This is a genomic window from Nocardioides sp. 616 (genome assembly GCF_002930065.1).
Lineage (GTDB): Bacteria > Actinomycetota > Actinomycetes > Propionibacteriales > Nocardioidaceae > Nocardioides > Nocardioides houyundeii.
This window is the reverse complement of record NZ_POAG01000024.1, coordinates 242,209-257,200: the sequence shown is the minus strand read 5'-3', so window position 1 is coordinate 257,200 and position 14,992 is coordinate 242,209. Positions and strand designations below refer to the sequence as shown.

Sequence of the window (14,992 nt, the reverse complement as noted above, 5' to 3'; positions counted from 1 at the left end):
TATGGGGCTTGTCGCCGCCGCGGCGCGGCCCCACCCTGGTGGCATGGCCGAGGTCCTGTTGTTCCACCACATCTGCGGGCAGACGCCGGGCTTCCTGGCGTTCGCCGACGACCTGCGCTCCGAGGGTCACACGGTGCACACCCCCGACCTCTTCGGCGGTCGCACCTTCGACAGCATCGCCGCCGGTGAGGAGTACGCCCGCAAGGTGGGCTTCTCGGCCTTGCTCGACGCCGGCGTCGCCGAGTCCGACGACCTGCCCGACGACCTGGTGTACGCCGGCCTCTCCTTCGGGGTGCTGCCGGCGCAGAAGCTCGCCCAGACCAAGCCCGGAGCCCGCGGTGCGCTGTTGTGCTACTCCTGCGTGCCGGTCGCCGAGTTCGGCGAGCGGTGGCCGGCCGGAGTGCCGGTGCAGGTGCACGGGATGGACGCGGACCCCATCTTCGTCGACGAGGGAGACGTCGAGGCCGCCCGGGAGCTGGTGGGCCAGGCCGACCGCGGGGAGCTCTTCCTCTACCCCGGCGACGGGCACTTCTTCGCCGACCCCGTCGACCCCGGCTTCGATCCGCGGGCCGCCGAGCTGCTCCGGGCCCGGGTGGTCGGCTTCCTGGCTGGGCTGACATGAGCGGGCACCGGCCTGCGGGGATCCCCGGGACCAGTCCCGGAGCCCGTCTGGTCGAGGCCGTCGCGACCCGGGACCGGGACGCGCTCGCCGCGGTGCTCGCCGACGACGTCGACTTCATGGGGCTCACCCCGCGCCGGTCCTGGGAGGCGCAGGGTCGCGACGAGGTGGCGAAGGTCCTGTTCGACCACTGGTTCACCGAGGAGGACCGGGTCGACGAGGTCTCGGGCGTGGTCGAGACCGCCGTCGCCGACACCAGGCGGATCGGGTACCGGTTCGACCTGGGGCTGGCCGAAGGCCCGCACGTCGCCGAGCAGCAGGCCTACTACCGGGTCAGCGACGGCCGGATCGACTACCTGCGGGTGATCTGCTCGGGCTTCAGGCCACGACCAGCGGCAGGCTGACCCTGACGGTGGTGCCCACCTCGGTGCTCGAGCTGATGCTGACCTCGCCGTCGTGGCTGCTCACCACGGCCTGGACGATGCTCAGCCCGAGGCCCGAGCCGGGGATCGCCCGGTCGTTGGCCTCCCGGGTGCGGAAGAAGCGGGTGAAGAGCTTGTCCACGTCCTCCTCGGCCACTCCGATGCCGGTGTCCGCCACGGTGAGCCAGGCGTGCGTGTCGTCGGTGGAGATCCGCACCGCGATCGTGCCGCGGCCCGGGGTGAACTTCACCGCGTTGCTGATCAGGTTGAGCACCATCCGCTCCAGGGCCGCGTGGTCGCCGTTGACGCACACCGGCTGGGCGGGCAGGGAGACACTGAACTTCAGGTCCCGTCCCCGCACCATCTGCGTCACCATCTCGCCCGTGCCGCGGATCACGTCGCTGAAGTCCAGGGGCACCCGCTCCAGCATCAGCGGTGCGCCCTCGGTCCGCTCCAGCACGAGCAGGTCGTCCACCAGTCTCTCGAGCCGCTCGGTGTTGCGCAGCACCCGCTCCAGCGCCCGGGTCTGCTCGTCGCTGAGAATGCCGTACGCCCCGTCCGCGAGCATCTCGGTGTAGCCGCTGATGCTGGCGATCGGGGTGCGCAGCTCGTGGCTGACGGTGGAGACCAGCTCCTCCTTGACCCGGTCGGCCTCCTGGAGCCGGACCAGGGCGTCGTGCTCGCGGGTGAGCGCGGTCATCATCGCGGTCTCCGCCCGGAGCCGCGTCGTGACGTCCTCGCCGGCAGCGACGTAGCCGACCACGGCGCTGTCCACGACCACCTCGGTGATGCCGAGGGAGACCACGTGGCGGGTCCCCCGCGAGGCGACGAACTCCCAGTCGCGTCGGGCATCGATCGCCATCTGCACCCGCAGCACCTGGACGTGGTCGGCGTCGGTGCCCAGGGCGGCGGCGTGCCGGGCGATCTCCGAGGGCGAGTGGAACAGCGACAGCGGCTCCCCGGCGACCTCGGCGCCGGTGTAGCCGAGCAGTCGCTGGGCACCGGCGTTGAAATGGGTGATCCGCAGGTTCGGGTCGAGCGCGATCAGGATGGTGTTGGTCGCGGAGTCGAGGATGCGCTCCACGGTCGCGTTGGCCCGGCCGTAGCTGGCGGTGGAGTCGACGATCCGGTCGTGCTGCTCCAGCAGCTGCTGCTGCTGGCTGTCGAGCTTCTCCAGGAGGTGGTCGCGGGAGAGAGCGGTGAGGTGGAGCAGGTTCAGCGGGCGGGCCTCGTAGAGGTTCAGGGTCCGTCGGAACAGCGTCACGAAGAGCAGCAGCGGCACCAGGAACGCAGCCGCCAGCACGAGCTTGGCCTGGACGCCCTGCCAGATGGCGTCGCCCAACCCCGAATCTGGCCGCAGCACCAGCACCGGGAAGAGCAGGCCGTCCAGCGCCAGGGCCCCGACGTACGTCGTGGGGTAGACCAGCGCCATCGGCCACGGTCCCAGGCGCTTCTTCGCCCACTCCAGGACGGCCAGCAGCACCAGCAGCTCGAGGACCATGAGCGCGCCGCCGATCAGCACCGTGGACAGGGACTGCTGGAAGACCACCGGCGAGGTGTCGAAGGGGTTGACCACCCCCGACGTCTGCAGCGCCGTGCCGCTGACGGCGAAGACCGCCGCGACCAGCACGTTGACCACGATGGTGAGCGCGACCACGTTGCGCACCACCTGCAGGTCCCGGCCCACGACCACCGTGATGAAGGTGCCGAACAGGAAGCCGGCGAAGGCGACCTGCCCGGCCAGCAGGTTGACCCCGCCGCCGACGGGGAGGATGTAGACGGCGCCCAGGAGTCCGCAGAAGGTGAGCACGCTGGCGATGTGGCTGTAGAGCAGCAGGAACTGGAAGCTCGTGCGGCGTACCGAGTAGAGGAGCGGAAGCCCCGAATAGATCGCGACGCTCAGCAGGAAGAGGTCCCGGCTCCCCATCGTGCTCCTCCGAGAACGTTGAAGCGGCTTGACCACTCCGTCCGGGTAGCCGCGACTCGAAGCCTGCCACAGGCCAGCCTCCGGCGGAGCCGAACAACGCGATGAGATCTGCCCGTGGTCCGACCATTTCGCGAGACGGGTGGGGGTGACGGCTGCCGAAATGCCACGAGGCCGCCGCCGGGGGTCCGGCGACGGCCTCGTGATCGGCCTCGTGATCGGCCTGGTGTCAGGTCACGGGGTGACGGTGACGGTGATCCACTGCGAGTAGATGTAGTCGGAGAACGACGCGGTCGGGGTGTACTGCGCGCGGAACTGGTGGGTGCCCACGCCCCACTCCTCGGCGACCTTGCCGAGGAAGGAGTAGCCGGAGAAGTTGAAGGTGCCGTCAGCACTGACGGACGCCATGCAGCAGTAGTTCGGCGAGGAGCTGCCGCCCTTGTTCTTGCCGTCCAGGTAGATGTCCACCCAGCCCTTCTTGGCGATCTTGCCCTTGAACTTCACCTGGCCGGCCATCTCGGGGAAGTCATAGCCGGCGGCCGACACCGTGAAGACCGCGGTGTTCACGTTGAGCGCGGAGTCCCAGACGACGGTCTTGATGGTGCCCTTGGACTTCTTGAACTTGGCCTTGACCTTGTAGGTGCCGGGAGCCAGGTCGGAGGGCAGGCGGACGCTGGCCTTGCCCTTCTTGATCTTCTTCTTGCCCAGGTCGATGCCGTTGACCGAGAACTTGACCTTGCCCTTGCCGCGCACCTGCGCGGTGATCTTGTTGCCGGCCAGGCCGTAGTGGGTGCCGGCCTTGGACTTCTTGAGCTTGATCTTGGCCTTGCGGGCCGCGACGGTGGGGACGTCAGCGGTGCTCGCGCTCGCGCTGGAGGGCGCGGCGGAGGCGGTCGTCGCGGTGAGAACCGCGGCCGGGGCGACGAGAGCGAGGCTGGCTGCGGAAGCGGCGGCCAGGGTGGCGAATCTGCGCATGCAGGGAACTCCTTGAGGAAAGGGCGTACGTGGGCGGTCAATCCGCAGGAATGCCGGCCCGAGACGGCGACTGCGAGAGGTATCTACCCCAGGTGGGGTACGCCAAACCTGAGATACCGATCGAGTTGCGCCGGTGCTCGTCCGGCGCTCGGCCACCGTGTCCGCTCAGCGGGTGCCGCGGTCCGGTGCGGCGGGGTAGACGCCGAGCACCTTGATTTCGGTGGTGAAGAAGGCCAGCTCCTCCAGCGCCCGCGCCAGCGGCGGGTCCTCGGGGTGCCCGTCGACCTCGGCCAGGAACTGGGTGGAGGCGAACTGCCCGCCCACCATGTAGCTCTCCAGCTTGGACATGTTGACGCCGTTGGTCGCGAAGCCACCCAGGGCCTTGTACAGCGCGGCCGGCAGGTTGCGGACGTTGAAGATGAAGCTGGTGACCACCGGGCCGTCGCCTCGGGGTGCCGGCACGAGCTCGCGGGAGAGCACCACGAACCGGGTGGTGTTGTGGTCCTCGTCCTCGACGTCGGTGCGCAGCACCTGAAGGTCGTAGATCTCGGCCGCCAGCGGCGGGGCGAGCGCGGCCTGGGTGACGTCACCGGCGTCGGCCACCTCCCGGGCGGCGCCGGCGGTGTCCCCGGAGATCATCGGGGTGAGCCCCAGCTCGCGGATCACCTTGCGGCACTGGCCCAGGGCGTGCACGTGGCTGTGCACCGTGCGCAGCGACTCCAGGGTGGCGCCGGGCACGGCCATCAGGTTGAAGCTGATCCGCAGGAAGTGCTCGCCGATGATGTGCAGGTTGGAGGCAGGCAGGAAGTGGTGGATGTCCGCCACCCGCCCGGCGAGGGAGTTGTCGATCGGGATCATCGCGAGCTCGGCGTCGCCGCCCTCGACGGCGGCGAAGACGTCCTCGAAGGACGCGCAGGGCACGGCCTCCCAGTCCGGGTAGTGCTGGCGGCACACGATGTGGGAGTTGGCGCCGGCCTCACCCTGGTACGCGATGCGACGGGGGCTGGGGCCGGGGACGTTCACCGGGTGGTGCTCGGGGGCGGTGCTCACGCGGGGCATTTTCCCACGCTCCGGTGGTGCGCCCGCGCACGGCCCGCGTGCCGGTCATAGGCTCCGCTCGTGCTGTTCGCCGTGATCCCCGCCCTGGTCCTCGCCGTCGTCGCCGTCGTGTTCTCGGTGGTCGCCATGCGGCGTACCGCGTCGCTGCGGCCCCGGTCGGGTCAGGCGCCCCTGCCCGAGGACATGGTCGGGCTGCGCCGCGAGGTGGCGGCACTCCAGGCGGCCACCCAGGGTGCGCTGCGCCACCTGGCCGTGGTCCGCTACGACGCCTTCGGCGACGTGGGCGGTCACCTGTCCTGGTCGGTGGCGCTGCTGGACGACGCGGGCGACGGCGTGGTGCTCACCTCGATCCACGGTCGCAGCGAGGCCCGCACCTACGCCAAGTCCATCGCCTCCTGGTCCAGCGAGCAGCAGCTCTCCCCGGAGGAGGAGGAGGCGGTCGCGCACGCCCGCGGCTGAGCCCAGCCGCCGATTAACGTCAAGAACTGGTTGACACATGCGCGGCTGTCAACTTAACGTTGACACATGACGAGATTCGAGAAGAGAAGCGCGGCCAAGGGCCTGTCGGGGCTGTCGGGCGGTTCGATGGCCCTGATCCTGATCGGCATCGCCCTGGCGACGATCGGCAACCAGATCGACGGCTTCGTCGGCGGCATGGGCCAGGGAGCCGGGGTCGCCCTGATCATCTGCGGCGCCTACCTGGTCGGCCTGCTGTGGCGCCAGCCCAAGGGCCCGGGCGAGACCTGGCTGCCGAGTCGTGATGGCGACAACTGAGTCGGGCCCCCGAGACCTCGCCGAGGCTCTCGGGGCAGCGATCCTGGACGGTCTGCCGGCCGCCGACGAGGAGCAGGACCACCTCGCCATCGTCCGACGTACCGCCGAGGCGGAGCAGGAGGTCCGCGCCCTGCTGCGCCAGGCCGTGGGTGCCGCCCGGTCGGCCGGCCACAGCTGGGCCACCCTCGGCGCCGAGCTCGGAATGAGCCGTCAGGCCGCGCAGCAACGGTTCGGCGAGGGCGCGGGCGCCTCCCAGCCCGAGGACGCCGAGGAGGGGGCGACGTGCGAGGAGCGCTGGCTCGGCCCGGTCACCGCGTTCGACGAGCTGGCCGAGCTGGCCATCGCGGGCCGTCTGGGGTGGCGCTCCGTCGGTGTCGGGATGCTCAAGCACCGGGTACGGCGTACGCCCACGCAGTGGGAGCACCGCCGGGTGCTGTGGACCGGCAGCCGGTCCCGCTACGAGAAGGACGGCTGGCAGGTGGCAGCACCCGCGTTCCCCTGGCTCTACCTGGTCCGCGACACCGGGATCCCCGCCGCGCAGGACTGACCTCCTCGGCCCCGTCAGCGCGGCACGCGCACCAGCAGCCGGCCGGGGATGCACTCCATGACCAGCTCGCGACCCAGGCCGACCGAGTCGCCGTCGAGCTGGCGGGGCGTGTCGATCGCGGCGCGCAGCACCACGGTGGTGCCGGTGAACCGGTCGATGGTGTCGTCGGTGCGCGAGCTCTTGGCCATCACCCGGTAGGCCAGCGGCAGCCAGGAGAGGAACCGCTTGGGGTGCAGCACCACCACGTCGATCAGGCCGTCGTCGATCGCTGCGTCCGGCAGCAGCGGCATCCCGGCCTGCAGGTAGCCGACGTTGCCGACCACCACGGTCCGCGCCCGGTGCTGGGTGAACTCCTCCCCGTCGACCGAGATCTCCACCTTGCCGGCAGGGAACATCAGCGACTTCATGCCCGAGAACACATAGGCCACCCAGCCGAGGCGCTTCTTGATCTGGTCGTTGACGTTCTCCATGATCGCGGCGTCGAAGCCCATGCCGGCCATCACCATGAAGTGGGTGGGCTCGATGTTGTCTCCGCTGACCCGGACCATGTCGATCGCGCGGTCCTGGCCGTTGAGGCCGACGTCGATCGCGGCCCGGAGGTAGAGCGGGATGTCGAGGTTGCGGGCCAGCAGGTTGCCGGTGCCCGCGGGGATGATGCCCACCGGGATGCCGGTGCCGGCCAGCTCGGCGCAGACCTCGCGCACCGTGCCGTCGCCGCCGCAGACCAGCACCAGGTCGGTCCCGGCGAGCGCGGCCTTGGCGGCCATGCCGCGTCCCGGGTCCTCGATGGTCGTGTAGTGCCAGGTGGGCTCGCCCCAGCCGGACTCCAAGGCCATCGCCTCGACGGTGGCGCGGAACTGACCGACGTCCTCCACCTTGATCGGGTTCAGCACCACCGCCAGCCGCTTGGCGGAGACGAAGACCTCCTGCAGCGGCTCGTTGCTCTGGGTGAGGCTGCGCGGACGCGGGTCGACGATGGCCAGGCCGACCAGGGTCACCGCCACCGCCAGGACGGTGCCGGCGATGACGTCGGTGGGGTAGTGCCGTCCCAGCAGGACCCGGTCCAGCACCACGATCAGCCACAGGCCGCCCAACGCCACGGTGACCAGCCGGCGCATGCTGGAACGGCGCACGAAGACGCTGGCCAGGATCCACAGCACGAGCGCGAACGCCGTGATCGAGGAGGCGTGACCGGAGGGGAAGGAGTGGCTGTCGTGCAGCCCGATCGACTCCTGCCAGTCGGGCCGGGCCCGGCTCAGCACGAGCTTGAGCCCGGTGGTGAGGAGCGCGGTCGCCGCCATCACCCCGGCCACGAAGCCCGCGGCGCGCGGGTGCCGCTTGACCAGCAGCCAGCACACGACCAGCAGGGTGAGGATCGTCATGCCGATCGTGTTGAAGCCCGTCTCGATCCACAGCAGCAGCTGGTGCAGCGCGCCCTGGTCGTCGGCCCAGCCCTCGGCGTCCCGGCCCGCGGCGTCGAACCCGCCCAGCGGGGAGACGTCTCTGTCGGCCGCCCATGCGAACGCGGCGAAGACGACCGCGCACAGCGCGGCCCAGGTCAGATGGGTCCTTCGAGATCGATCAAGCACGAGCCCGAGTATGCCGGTCTGTCACCAGCGCCGGTTAGCCTGAGCCCATGATCGATCCCCGCCTGCTCCGAGAGACTCCCGACCGTGTGCGCGCCTCGCTGACCAAGCGTGGGCTGTCCACCGACGTGGTGGACCGAGCGCTGGCCGCGGACGTCGCCCGGCGGGAGGCGATCACCGCCTTCGAGGCCAAGCGGGGGGAGCAGAAGCAGCTCGGCAAGCTCATCCCCCAGGCCCAGGGCGAGGAGAAGCAGGCGCTGCTCGCCCAGACCAAGACCCTCTCCGGTGAGGTCAAGGCCGCCGAGGCGGCCCAGGGCGAGGCCGAGCAGGAGTGGCGCGAGGCCGTGCTGTCGATCCCCAACGTCACCGAGGAGGCGACCCCGCCCGGCGGCGAGGACGACTTCGTGGTGCTGGAGACGGTGGGTACCCCCCGCGACTTCGCCGCCGAGGGCTTCGAGCCCCGCGACCACATCGAGCTGGGCCGGATCCTGGGCGCCATCGACCTGGAGCGGGGAGCCAAGGTCAGCGGCTCGCGGTTCTACTTCCTCACCGGCGCCGGTGCCGAGCTCGAGCTGGCGCTGGTCAACATGGCGATGGAGCAGGCCCGCGAGGCCGGGTTCACCCCCGTCATCGCCCCCTCGCTGGTCAAGCCGCGCGCGATGGAGGGCACGGGCTTCCTCGGTCAGGCCGCCGACGACGTCTACCGGATCGAGGGCGAGGACCTCTACCTGGTCGGCACCTCGGAGGTCGCGATGGCGGCGTACCACTCCGACGAGATCCTGGACGCCGAGACGCTGCCCCGGCGGTACGCCGCGTTCAGCCCCTGCTTCCGCAAGGAGGCGGGCTCGCACGGCAAGGACACCAAGGGCATCATCCGGGTGCACTGGTTCGACAAGGTCGAGATGTTCGTCTACACGACCCTGGACCAGGCCGAGGCCGAGCACCAGCGTCTCCTGGCGTGGGAGAAGGAGTTCCTCGACAAGCTCGAGCTGGCCTACCAGGTGGTCGACATCGCGGCCGGAGACCTCGGCCTGAGCGCCACCCGCAAGTTCGACTGCGAGGCGTGGATCCCCACGCAGGGCAAGTACCGCGAGCTCACCTCGACCTCGAACTGCACCGGCTTCCAGGCCCGCCGCCTGGACATCCGCACCCGCGAGGACGGCCAGACCGTGCCGGTCGCCACCCTCAACGGCACCCTGACCGCCATCACCCGCACCATCGTGGCCATCCTGGAGACCCACCAGCAGGCCGACGGGTCCGTCCGTCTGCCGAAGGCGCTGGCCAAGTGGATGGGCCGCGACGTCCTGGAGCCGGTGGCCCTCGTTGGCTGAGCAGCAGACGATGGCCACCCCCGCAGGTCAGACCCCCGCAGCCGGCAAGCCCGCCGACTGGCGACCCCAGATGGTCGCCCTGGACATCGACGGCACCCTGCTGGCCTGGGTGGACGACGAGGCGGACGTCTACGAGACCATCCGGCCCGAGGTGTACGACGCGGTGCACCGGGCGCGCGCCGCCGGCGCGCACATCGTGCTGGCCTCGGGGCGCTCCCCGCACGGGATGACCCGCATCGCGGACATGCTGGACCTGCCCGACGACGACGAGCGGCTGTGGATCGTGGCCTCCAACGGCGCGGTGATCTTCCGCTACCCGCCGATGGACGTGGTGCACGAGGAGACGTTCGACGCCTCCTCCGCAGTCGCCGCGGTGCTGGAGCACCACCCGAACGCGCTCGTCGCCGTCGAGGAGCGCGGCGTGGGCGGCTACCGGGTGAGCCGCGAGTTCCCGTTCGGTGAGCTGTCGGGGGCGCAGATCGTCACCGACGTGCACGAGATCATCGGCGACCCCGTGAGCCGCGTCATCATCCGCGACCCCGAGGCCACCGCCGACGACTTCGTCGAGCTGGCGGCGCGGCTGGGACTGCACGGCACCGACTACGTGGTGGGCTGGACGGCCTGGATGGACCTCTCCCCGGTCGGCGTCTCCAAGGCCTCGGGCCTGCAGCACGTGTGCGACGAGCTGGGGGTCGCGGCCCGTGACGTGCTCGCGATCGGTGACGGTCGCAACGACATCGAGATGCTGGCGTGGGCCGGTCGCGGGGTCGCCATGGGGCAGGCCGTGGAGGAGGTCCGGGCCGCTGCGGACGCGGTGACCGAGACCGTGAACGACAACGGCGCGGCCACCGAGATCAACCGCTGGTTCCCCGACGCGTCCGGGACCCCGGCCCGCGACGGGTCCGACGGGCGATGACCGGCGAGGTCGGGCACCGCAGTCCTGGTGAGCGGCCCCGGCCCCGGTTGGTGGCCACCGACCTCGACGGCACGCTGCTCGACGCCGAGGGCCGGGTCAGCCCTCGCACGCGCGAGGTGATCGCCGCGGTGGAGCAGCTGGGCGTCCCGGTGGTCTTCGTGACCGGGCGCCCCATCCGCTGGATGGAGCAGCTGTGGGAGTCGGTCGGGGGTCACGGCCTGGCGATCTGCAGCAACGGCGGCATCGTCTACGACGTGGCGACCCACTCGGTGCGGACCGCGCACCCCATCGCCAGCGACGTCCTGGTCGAGGTCGGCCAGACCCTGCGGCGCGCGGTGCCGGGCACCACCTTCGCCCTGGAGAAGACCGGCGGGTTCGCCCGGGAGGCGGGGTTCCTGCCCCGGCGTGCGACCAGCGCGCTGCCCGAGGTGCCGACCGGGCCGCTGGAGCAGATCGCCGACGACACCGTGGTCAAGCTGCTGGCCCGGCACGAGGAGCTCGCGCCGGAGGAGTTCTGGTCGGTGGTCGAGGAGGCCGTCGGCACCCGGGTCACCACCACCTGGTCCTCGATCGGGGCGCTGGTGGAGATGAGTGCCGCCGGCGTCACCAAGGCGACCACGCTCGCGCGCCTGTGCGCCGACCTCGGCGTGGCCCCCGAGGAGGTCGTCGCGTTCGGTGATATGCCCAACGACCTGCCGCTGCTGGAGTGGGCCGGTTCCTCCTACGCGATGGCCAACGCCCACCCCACGGTCCTTGCCCTGGCCGACCACACCGCGCCCGCCCACCACGAGGACGGGGTCGCTGAGACGCTCTCCGCCATCTTCGGACTGGGCCCCGGGTCCGGCTAGGCTCGGCGACATGCCCGCCTCCACCCTGCGACGAGCCACGAGCCGAGCCCTCCGACAGGCGCTGCGACCGCTGGCCGTCGTGCTGCTGGCGGTGCCGCTGGCGCTGGTCGGCATCGCGGCGCTGCAGGCGCCCGCGTTCGCGTGCTCGTGCGCGAACCTGCCGTTCAAGGCACAGGTCGACCGCGCCGACGCGGTCTTCCTCGGCGAGGTCATCGCGACCACGACCAGCGCGAGCGCCACGACGTACGACGTGAACCCGGCCCGGGTGTTCAAGGGCGAGCTGGGCTCCGGCCCGACGCAGGTGACCTCGGGGGTGGGTGACGGCGACTGCGGCCTGGGCGAGATCCCGGACGGGACGGCGTACCTCTTCGTGACCCAGGGCGGCTCGGCCAACGTGTGTGGCGGCTCCGCGCCGGCCACCACCGACGTGATGGAGCGGGTGCAGCGACAGCTCGGCATCGGCACCCGGCTCGAGCCGCCCAAGCCCGCGGCCATCCGTACCAGGGTCGACGACGCCGAGGTCACCGCGTTGCCGCGGCTGGCAGCGCCGGGCGCTGCGCTGGTGCTGCTCGGCCTGCTCGGCCTGGCCGTCGTACGCCGGGTGGGACGCTCCCGCTAGAGGTACATCCCGCCGGACTCGGCCGGCCCCTGGTTGGCCTGTCCCGGCTGACCGGGTTGTCCGGGGTGCCCGGGCTGTCCCGGGACTCCGGCCCGGCCCTGCTCGACCGCGGCCTGGAGCGCAGGCAGGGCGCGCCGCATCTGCTCCAGCTGCGCCCGACTGGCCATCTGCTGGGCGTAGATCGCGGTCTGGATGCCGTGGAACAGGCCCTCCAGCCAGCCCACCAGCTGGGCCTGGGCGATGCGCAGCTCACCGTCGGAGGGAGTGGCGTCGTCGGTGAAGGGCAGCGCGATGCGCTCCAGCTCCTCGATCAGCTCCGGGGCGAGCCCGGTCTCCAGCTCCTTGATCGAGGCATGGTGGATGTCGCGCAGGCGGGCGCGGCTGGCCTCGTCCAGCGGGGCGGACTTCACCTCCTCGAGCAGCTGGCGGATCATGCTGCCGATCCGCATCACCTTGGCCGGCTGCTCCACCAGGTCGGTGACGCCCCGCGCCTCGTCCTCGCCCTCGCCCTCGATCGGCTGGTGGACCATGGCGGCGGGCACGGTGCCGATCGGTTCGCCGTCGTGACCCACGACCATCACGTGGCCCTCGGGCACCTCGACGTGGACGGCGTTGCTCTCAGTCATGCCTTCCATCGTAGGTCGGTGGTGATGAGATCAGACGGTGAGCAGAATCTTGCCGACGTGCGAGCTGTCGTCCATCAGGGTGTGGCCTGCGGCGGCGTCCTCCAGTGGCAGCCTGGTGTGCACCACCGGGACGACGCTGCCGTCGGCGACCAGGGGCCAGACGTGCTCGACGACCGCGGCGCAGATCGCGGACTTCTCCTCGGTGGGGCGCGAGCGCAGCGCCGTCGCGATCACCGCGCCGCGCTTGCGCAGCAGCTTGTTGATGTCGAGCTCGGCCTTGGCGCCGCCCTGCATGCCGATGATGACCAGCCGGCCCTCGGTGGCCAGCGCGTCGAGGTTGCGGTCGAGGTACTTGGCGCCCATGTTGTCCAGGATGACGTCGACCCCGTGCCCGTCGGTGGCGGAGCCGATCACCTCGACGAAGTCCTCGTCGCGGTAGTTGATCGTCACGTCCGCCCCCAGCTCCGCGCAGGCGGTGAGCTTCTCCGCCGATCCGGCCGTGGTGAAGACCTTGGCGCCCAGCGCGGAGGCCAGCTGGATCGCCATGGTGCCGATGCCGCCACCGCCGCCGTGGACCAGGAACCGGTCGCCCGCCTGCAGGCCGGCGATCATGAACACGTTGGACCACACCGTGCAGGCGACCTCGGGCAGGGCCGCCGCGGTGACCAGGTCGACCCCGGCCGGCACCGGCATCAGCTGCCCGGCCGGTACGGCGACCTGCTCGGCGTACCCGCCGCCGCTCAGCAGCGCGCACACCTCGTCGCCCACCGACCAGCCGGTGACGCCCTCGCCGAGGGCCGCGACCCGGCCGCTGCACTCGAGGCCGAGGATCTCCGAGGCACCTGCCGGCGGCGGGTAGAAGCCGCGCCGCTGCAGGGTGTCGGCCTTGTTGACCGCGGTGGCCACCACGTCCACCAGCACCTCACCCGGTCCCACCTCGGGAGTCGGTACGTCGATGGCGGTGAGGACCTCAGGTCCCCCGGGGGTGGTGAAGTGGGCGGCGCGCATGCCGCCACCCTAGCCAGTGGGGCCGGTCAGTCCTCGCGCTCGTCCTCGGAGAGGACGACGAGGGCGTCGTCGTCGGGCACCTCGACCTCGACGTCGGTGGGATCGGCCGCGTCCGCGGGCCGGTCCCAGCTCAGGGCCAGCTGGGAGGCCGCCGCAGCGAGCTCCTCGATCTTTTCCACGGAGGCACCGGAGGCGCCGGCCGCGAAGCCCAGCAGGTAGGTCGAGATGGGGGCGGCGCGCCGCTCCACGTTGTGCGCGGCATCGCGCGCCAGGTCGAGGACCAGCGCCTCGTCCAGCTCGGTCTCGATGTCCAGCACGTCACACAGCTCGTCGATCCAGTCATGGAGGTTCACCGGAACGACGTTACCGCTCAGCTGAGGTCCTGCAGGTTCTTCCAGGAGTCGATATCCACCGACTCCTGCTCCCGTCCCGGGACGTCGACGAGGTCGAGCCCGGCGAGGAGCCGGTGCACGGCCGCGTCGTGCGGCTGCTCCGGGCGTACGGCGTCCAACCGCTCCGGGCGCAGCACCCCGCAGAGCTGTCGCCGCCCGCCGCCGTCGACCAGGAACGCGCCGTCGTGACCGGTCGCGGCGGCGAGCAGCCGGCGGATCGTGCCCCGGTCCACCCGCGGCATGTCGACGGCGAGGACGGCCAGCAGGCCGGGGGTGCGGGCAAGGGCGTCGCGTCCGGCGAGCAGCCCCGCGACCGGGCCGCCCGAGGGCGGGTCCTCCAGCACGAAGGTGACCGGCCGCTGGGTCGGCGCAGGCGGTCCGGTGACCACCACCTCGTCGGCCTCGCCCAGCGCGTCCAGGGCCAGCTCCAGCAGGCTCCGTCCGTGGAGCTGGAGCGCGGCCTTGTCCGTGCCGCCCATCCGCAGGCCGGTGCCGCCGGCGAGCACGACGGCGGAGAAGCTGATCCGGGACTCGGGCATGGCTCCAGTGTGTCAGCCCGGCCGTGTCAGGCTGGGGCCATGGACCAGCTGCGCGTGACCCTCGTCCAGGAGGCCTCCGGGCTCGACCCGGCGGACAACCGCGCACGGCTGGCCGAGGTGGTCCCCTCCGGCAGCGACCTGGTGGTGCTGCCCGAGGCGTTCGCCCGCGACTTCGGCACTCCCGGCTCGGACGTGGCGCCCTTCGCCGAGCCGCTGGACGGCCCCTTCGCCACCGAGGTGGCCCGGGTCGCGGCCGAGCGCGGGACCACGGTGCTGGCGGGCATGTTCGCCACCAGCCCCGACCCGGCCCGGCCGTTCAACACCCTGGTGCTGCGCGGTGCCGCGCAGGCGGCGTACCCGAAGATCCACCTCTACGACTCCTTCGGCTACCGCGAGTCCGACCGGCTCAGCGCGGGGGAGTGGGAGCCGGTGGTGGTCGAGGTCGGCGGCTTCAGCCTGGGCCTGATGACCTGCTACGACCTCCGCTTCCCCGAGCTGGCCCGCGACCTGGTCGCGGCCGGCGCGGGCGTGCTGGTCGTGCCCTCGGCGTGGGTGGCGGGGGAGCGCAAGGTGGACCACTGGCGGACCCTGCTGCGCGCCCGCGCCATCGAGAACACCGTCTACGTCGTGGGCGTGGGCCAGCCCGGACCCCGCTACACCGGCCACTCCAGCGTGGTGAGCCCGCTGGGCGACGTAGTGTGCGAGGCCGGGCCGGACGCGGAGGTGCTGCACGCCGTGCTGGAGCGGTCGGAGATCCAGGCCGCTCGCAGCGTCAACCCCTCTTTGTCCAACCGGCGGCGGTAACCT

Annotated in this window: 18 protein-coding genes; 10 read left to right on the top strand and 8 right to left on the bottom strand. The window is 71.5% G+C overall.

What is annotated here, in order from left to right; all coding sequences use genetic code 11:
• Position 1: 1 nt before the first annotated feature.
• Both C5H89_RS18070 and C5H89_RS18065 read left to right on the top strand, forming a co-directional pair.
• The gene (locus C5H89_RS18070; RefSeq protein WP_104108338.1) at positions 2-622 is read left to right on the top strand and encodes a dienelactone hydrolase family protein; all 621 of its coding nucleotides are present in this window, start codon (positions 2-4) and stop codon (positions 620-622) included.
• A complete protein-coding gene (locus tag C5H89_RS18065; protein WP_104108337.1) occupies positions 619-1,023 on the top strand; it encodes a nuclear transport factor 2 family protein in 405 nt (134 codons plus the stop codon). The genes C5H89_RS18070 and C5H89_RS18065 overlap by 4 nt, the downstream gene beginning before the upstream one ends.
• Here the strand turns inward: C5H89_RS18065 and C5H89_RS18060 are convergent.
• The 3 genes from C5H89_RS18060 to C5H89_RS18050 all read right to left on the bottom strand — a co-directional run bounded on the left by C5H89_RS18060 (position 998) and on the right by C5H89_RS18050 (position 4,990).
• The gene (locus C5H89_RS18060; RefSeq protein WP_104108336.1) at positions 998-2,968 is read right to left on the bottom strand and encodes an ATP-binding protein; all 1,971 of its coding nucleotides are present in this window, start codon (positions 2,966-2,968) and stop codon (positions 998-1,000) included. The genes C5H89_RS18065 and C5H89_RS18060 overlap by 26 nt on opposite strands.
• A gap of 231 nt (positions 2,969-3,199) precedes the next feature.
• Positions 3,200-3,940 (bottom strand): hypothetical protein, encoded by a 741-nt coding sequence (locus tag C5H89_RS18055; RefSeq protein ID WP_104108335.1) that lies wholly within the window; start codon positions 3,938-3,940, stop codon positions 3,200-3,202.
• A gap of 165 nt (positions 3,941-4,105) precedes the next feature.
• On the bottom strand, positions 4,106-4,990 hold the full coding sequence (locus C5H89_RS18050; RefSeq protein WP_240181940.1) for a prephenate dehydratase: 885 nt from the start codon (positions 4,988-4,990) through the stop codon (positions 4,106-4,108).
• Between the two features lie 69 nt (positions 4,991-5,059).
• On the opposite strand from C5H89_RS18050, the gene C5H89_RS18045 reads away from it, so the two are divergent.
• The 3 genes from C5H89_RS18045 to C5H89_RS18035 all read left to right on the top strand — a co-directional run bounded on the left by C5H89_RS18045 (position 5,060) and on the right by C5H89_RS18035 (position 6,320).
• Positions 5,060-5,458, top strand: a complete 399-nt coding sequence (locus C5H89_RS18045; protein WP_240181939.1) for a DUF4446 family protein — start codon at positions 5,060-5,062, stop codon at positions 5,456-5,458.
• A gap of 66 nt (positions 5,459-5,524) precedes the next feature.
• Positions 5,525-5,773, top strand: a complete 249-nt coding sequence (locus C5H89_RS18040; RefSeq protein ID WP_104108333.1) for a hypothetical protein — start codon at positions 5,525-5,527, stop codon at positions 5,771-5,773.
• Positions 5,757-6,320: a hypothetical protein gene (locus C5H89_RS18035; RefSeq protein WP_205305115.1), complete on the top strand. Its 564-nt coding sequence runs from the start codon at positions 5,757-5,759 to the stop codon at positions 6,318-6,320. The genes C5H89_RS18040 and C5H89_RS18035 overlap by 17 nt, the downstream gene beginning before the upstream one ends.
• Before the next feature lie 14 nt (positions 6,321-6,334).
• On the opposite strand, the gene C5H89_RS18030 is transcribed toward C5H89_RS18035, so the two are convergent.
• A complete protein-coding gene (locus C5H89_RS18030; protein ID WP_104108331.1) occupies positions 6,335-7,909 on the bottom strand; it encodes a YegS/Rv2252/BmrU family lipid kinase in 1,575 nt (524 codons plus the stop codon).
• 47 nt (positions 7,910-7,956) lie between these two features.
• Between C5H89_RS18030 and serS the strand changes: the two genes are divergently transcribed.
• Genes serS through C5H89_RS18010 form a run of 4 tightly spaced genes read left to right on the top strand, consistent with a single transcriptional unit; the run spans position 7,957 to position 11,620 of the window.
• A complete protein-coding gene (gene serS / locus C5H89_RS18025) occupies positions 7,957-9,237 on the top strand; it encodes a serine--tRNA ligase (protein WP_104108330.1) in 1,281 nt (426 codons plus the stop codon).
• 10 nt (positions 9,238-9,247) lie between these two features.
• The gene (locus C5H89_RS18020; RefSeq protein ID WP_104108329.1) at positions 9,248-10,153 is read left to right on the top strand and encodes an HAD family hydrolase; all 906 of its coding nucleotides are present in this window, start codon (positions 9,248-9,250) and stop codon (positions 10,151-10,153) included.
• Positions 10,150-11,001: an HAD family hydrolase gene (locus C5H89_RS18015; protein WP_104108328.1), complete on the top strand. Its 852-nt coding sequence runs from the start codon at positions 10,150-10,152 to the stop codon at positions 10,999-11,001. The genes C5H89_RS18020 and C5H89_RS18015 overlap by 4 nt, the downstream gene beginning before the upstream one ends.
• Positions 11,002-11,011: 10 nt before the next feature.
• Positions 11,012-11,620, top strand: a complete 609-nt coding sequence (locus C5H89_RS18010) for a hypothetical protein (RefSeq protein WP_104108327.1) — start codon at positions 11,012-11,014, stop codon at positions 11,618-11,620.
• Here the strand turns inward: C5H89_RS18010 and C5H89_RS18005 are convergent.
• Genes C5H89_RS18005 through C5H89_RS17990 form a run of 4 tightly spaced genes read right to left on the bottom strand, consistent with a single transcriptional unit; the run spans position 11,617 to position 14,185 of the window.
• On the bottom strand, positions 11,617-12,246 hold the full coding sequence (locus C5H89_RS18005) for a bacterial proteasome activator family protein (RefSeq protein WP_275887133.1): 630 nt from the start codon (positions 12,244-12,246) through the stop codon (positions 11,617-11,619). The genes C5H89_RS18010 and C5H89_RS18005 overlap by 4 nt on opposite strands.
• Before the next feature lie 30 nt (positions 12,247-12,276).
• On the bottom strand, positions 12,277-13,254 hold the full coding sequence (locus C5H89_RS18000; protein WP_104108325.1) for an NAD(P)H-quinone oxidoreductase: 978 nt from the start codon (positions 13,252-13,254) through the stop codon (positions 12,277-12,279).
• A 26-nt stretch (positions 13,255-13,280) separates the two neighbouring features.
• Positions 13,281-13,607, bottom strand: coding sequence for a DUF6457 domain-containing protein (locus C5H89_RS17995; protein ID WP_104108324.1), 327 nt, complete (start codon positions 13,605-13,607; stop codon positions 13,281-13,283).
• Between the two features lie 17 nt (positions 13,608-13,624).
• Positions 13,625-14,185 carry a molybdenum cofactor guanylyltransferase gene (locus C5H89_RS17990; protein ID WP_104108323.1) on the bottom strand — a complete coding sequence of 187 codons (561 nt, stop codon included), beginning with the start codon at positions 14,183-14,185 and terminating at the stop codon, positions 13,625-13,627.
• Between the two features lie 39 nt (positions 14,186-14,224).
• On the opposite strand from C5H89_RS17990, the gene C5H89_RS17985 reads away from it, so the two are divergent.
• Positions 14,225-14,989 (top strand): carbon-nitrogen hydrolase family protein, encoded by a 765-nt coding sequence (locus C5H89_RS17985; protein ID WP_104108322.1) that lies wholly within the window; start codon positions 14,225-14,227, stop codon positions 14,987-14,989.
• Positions 14,990-14,992 lie beyond the last annotated feature (3 nt).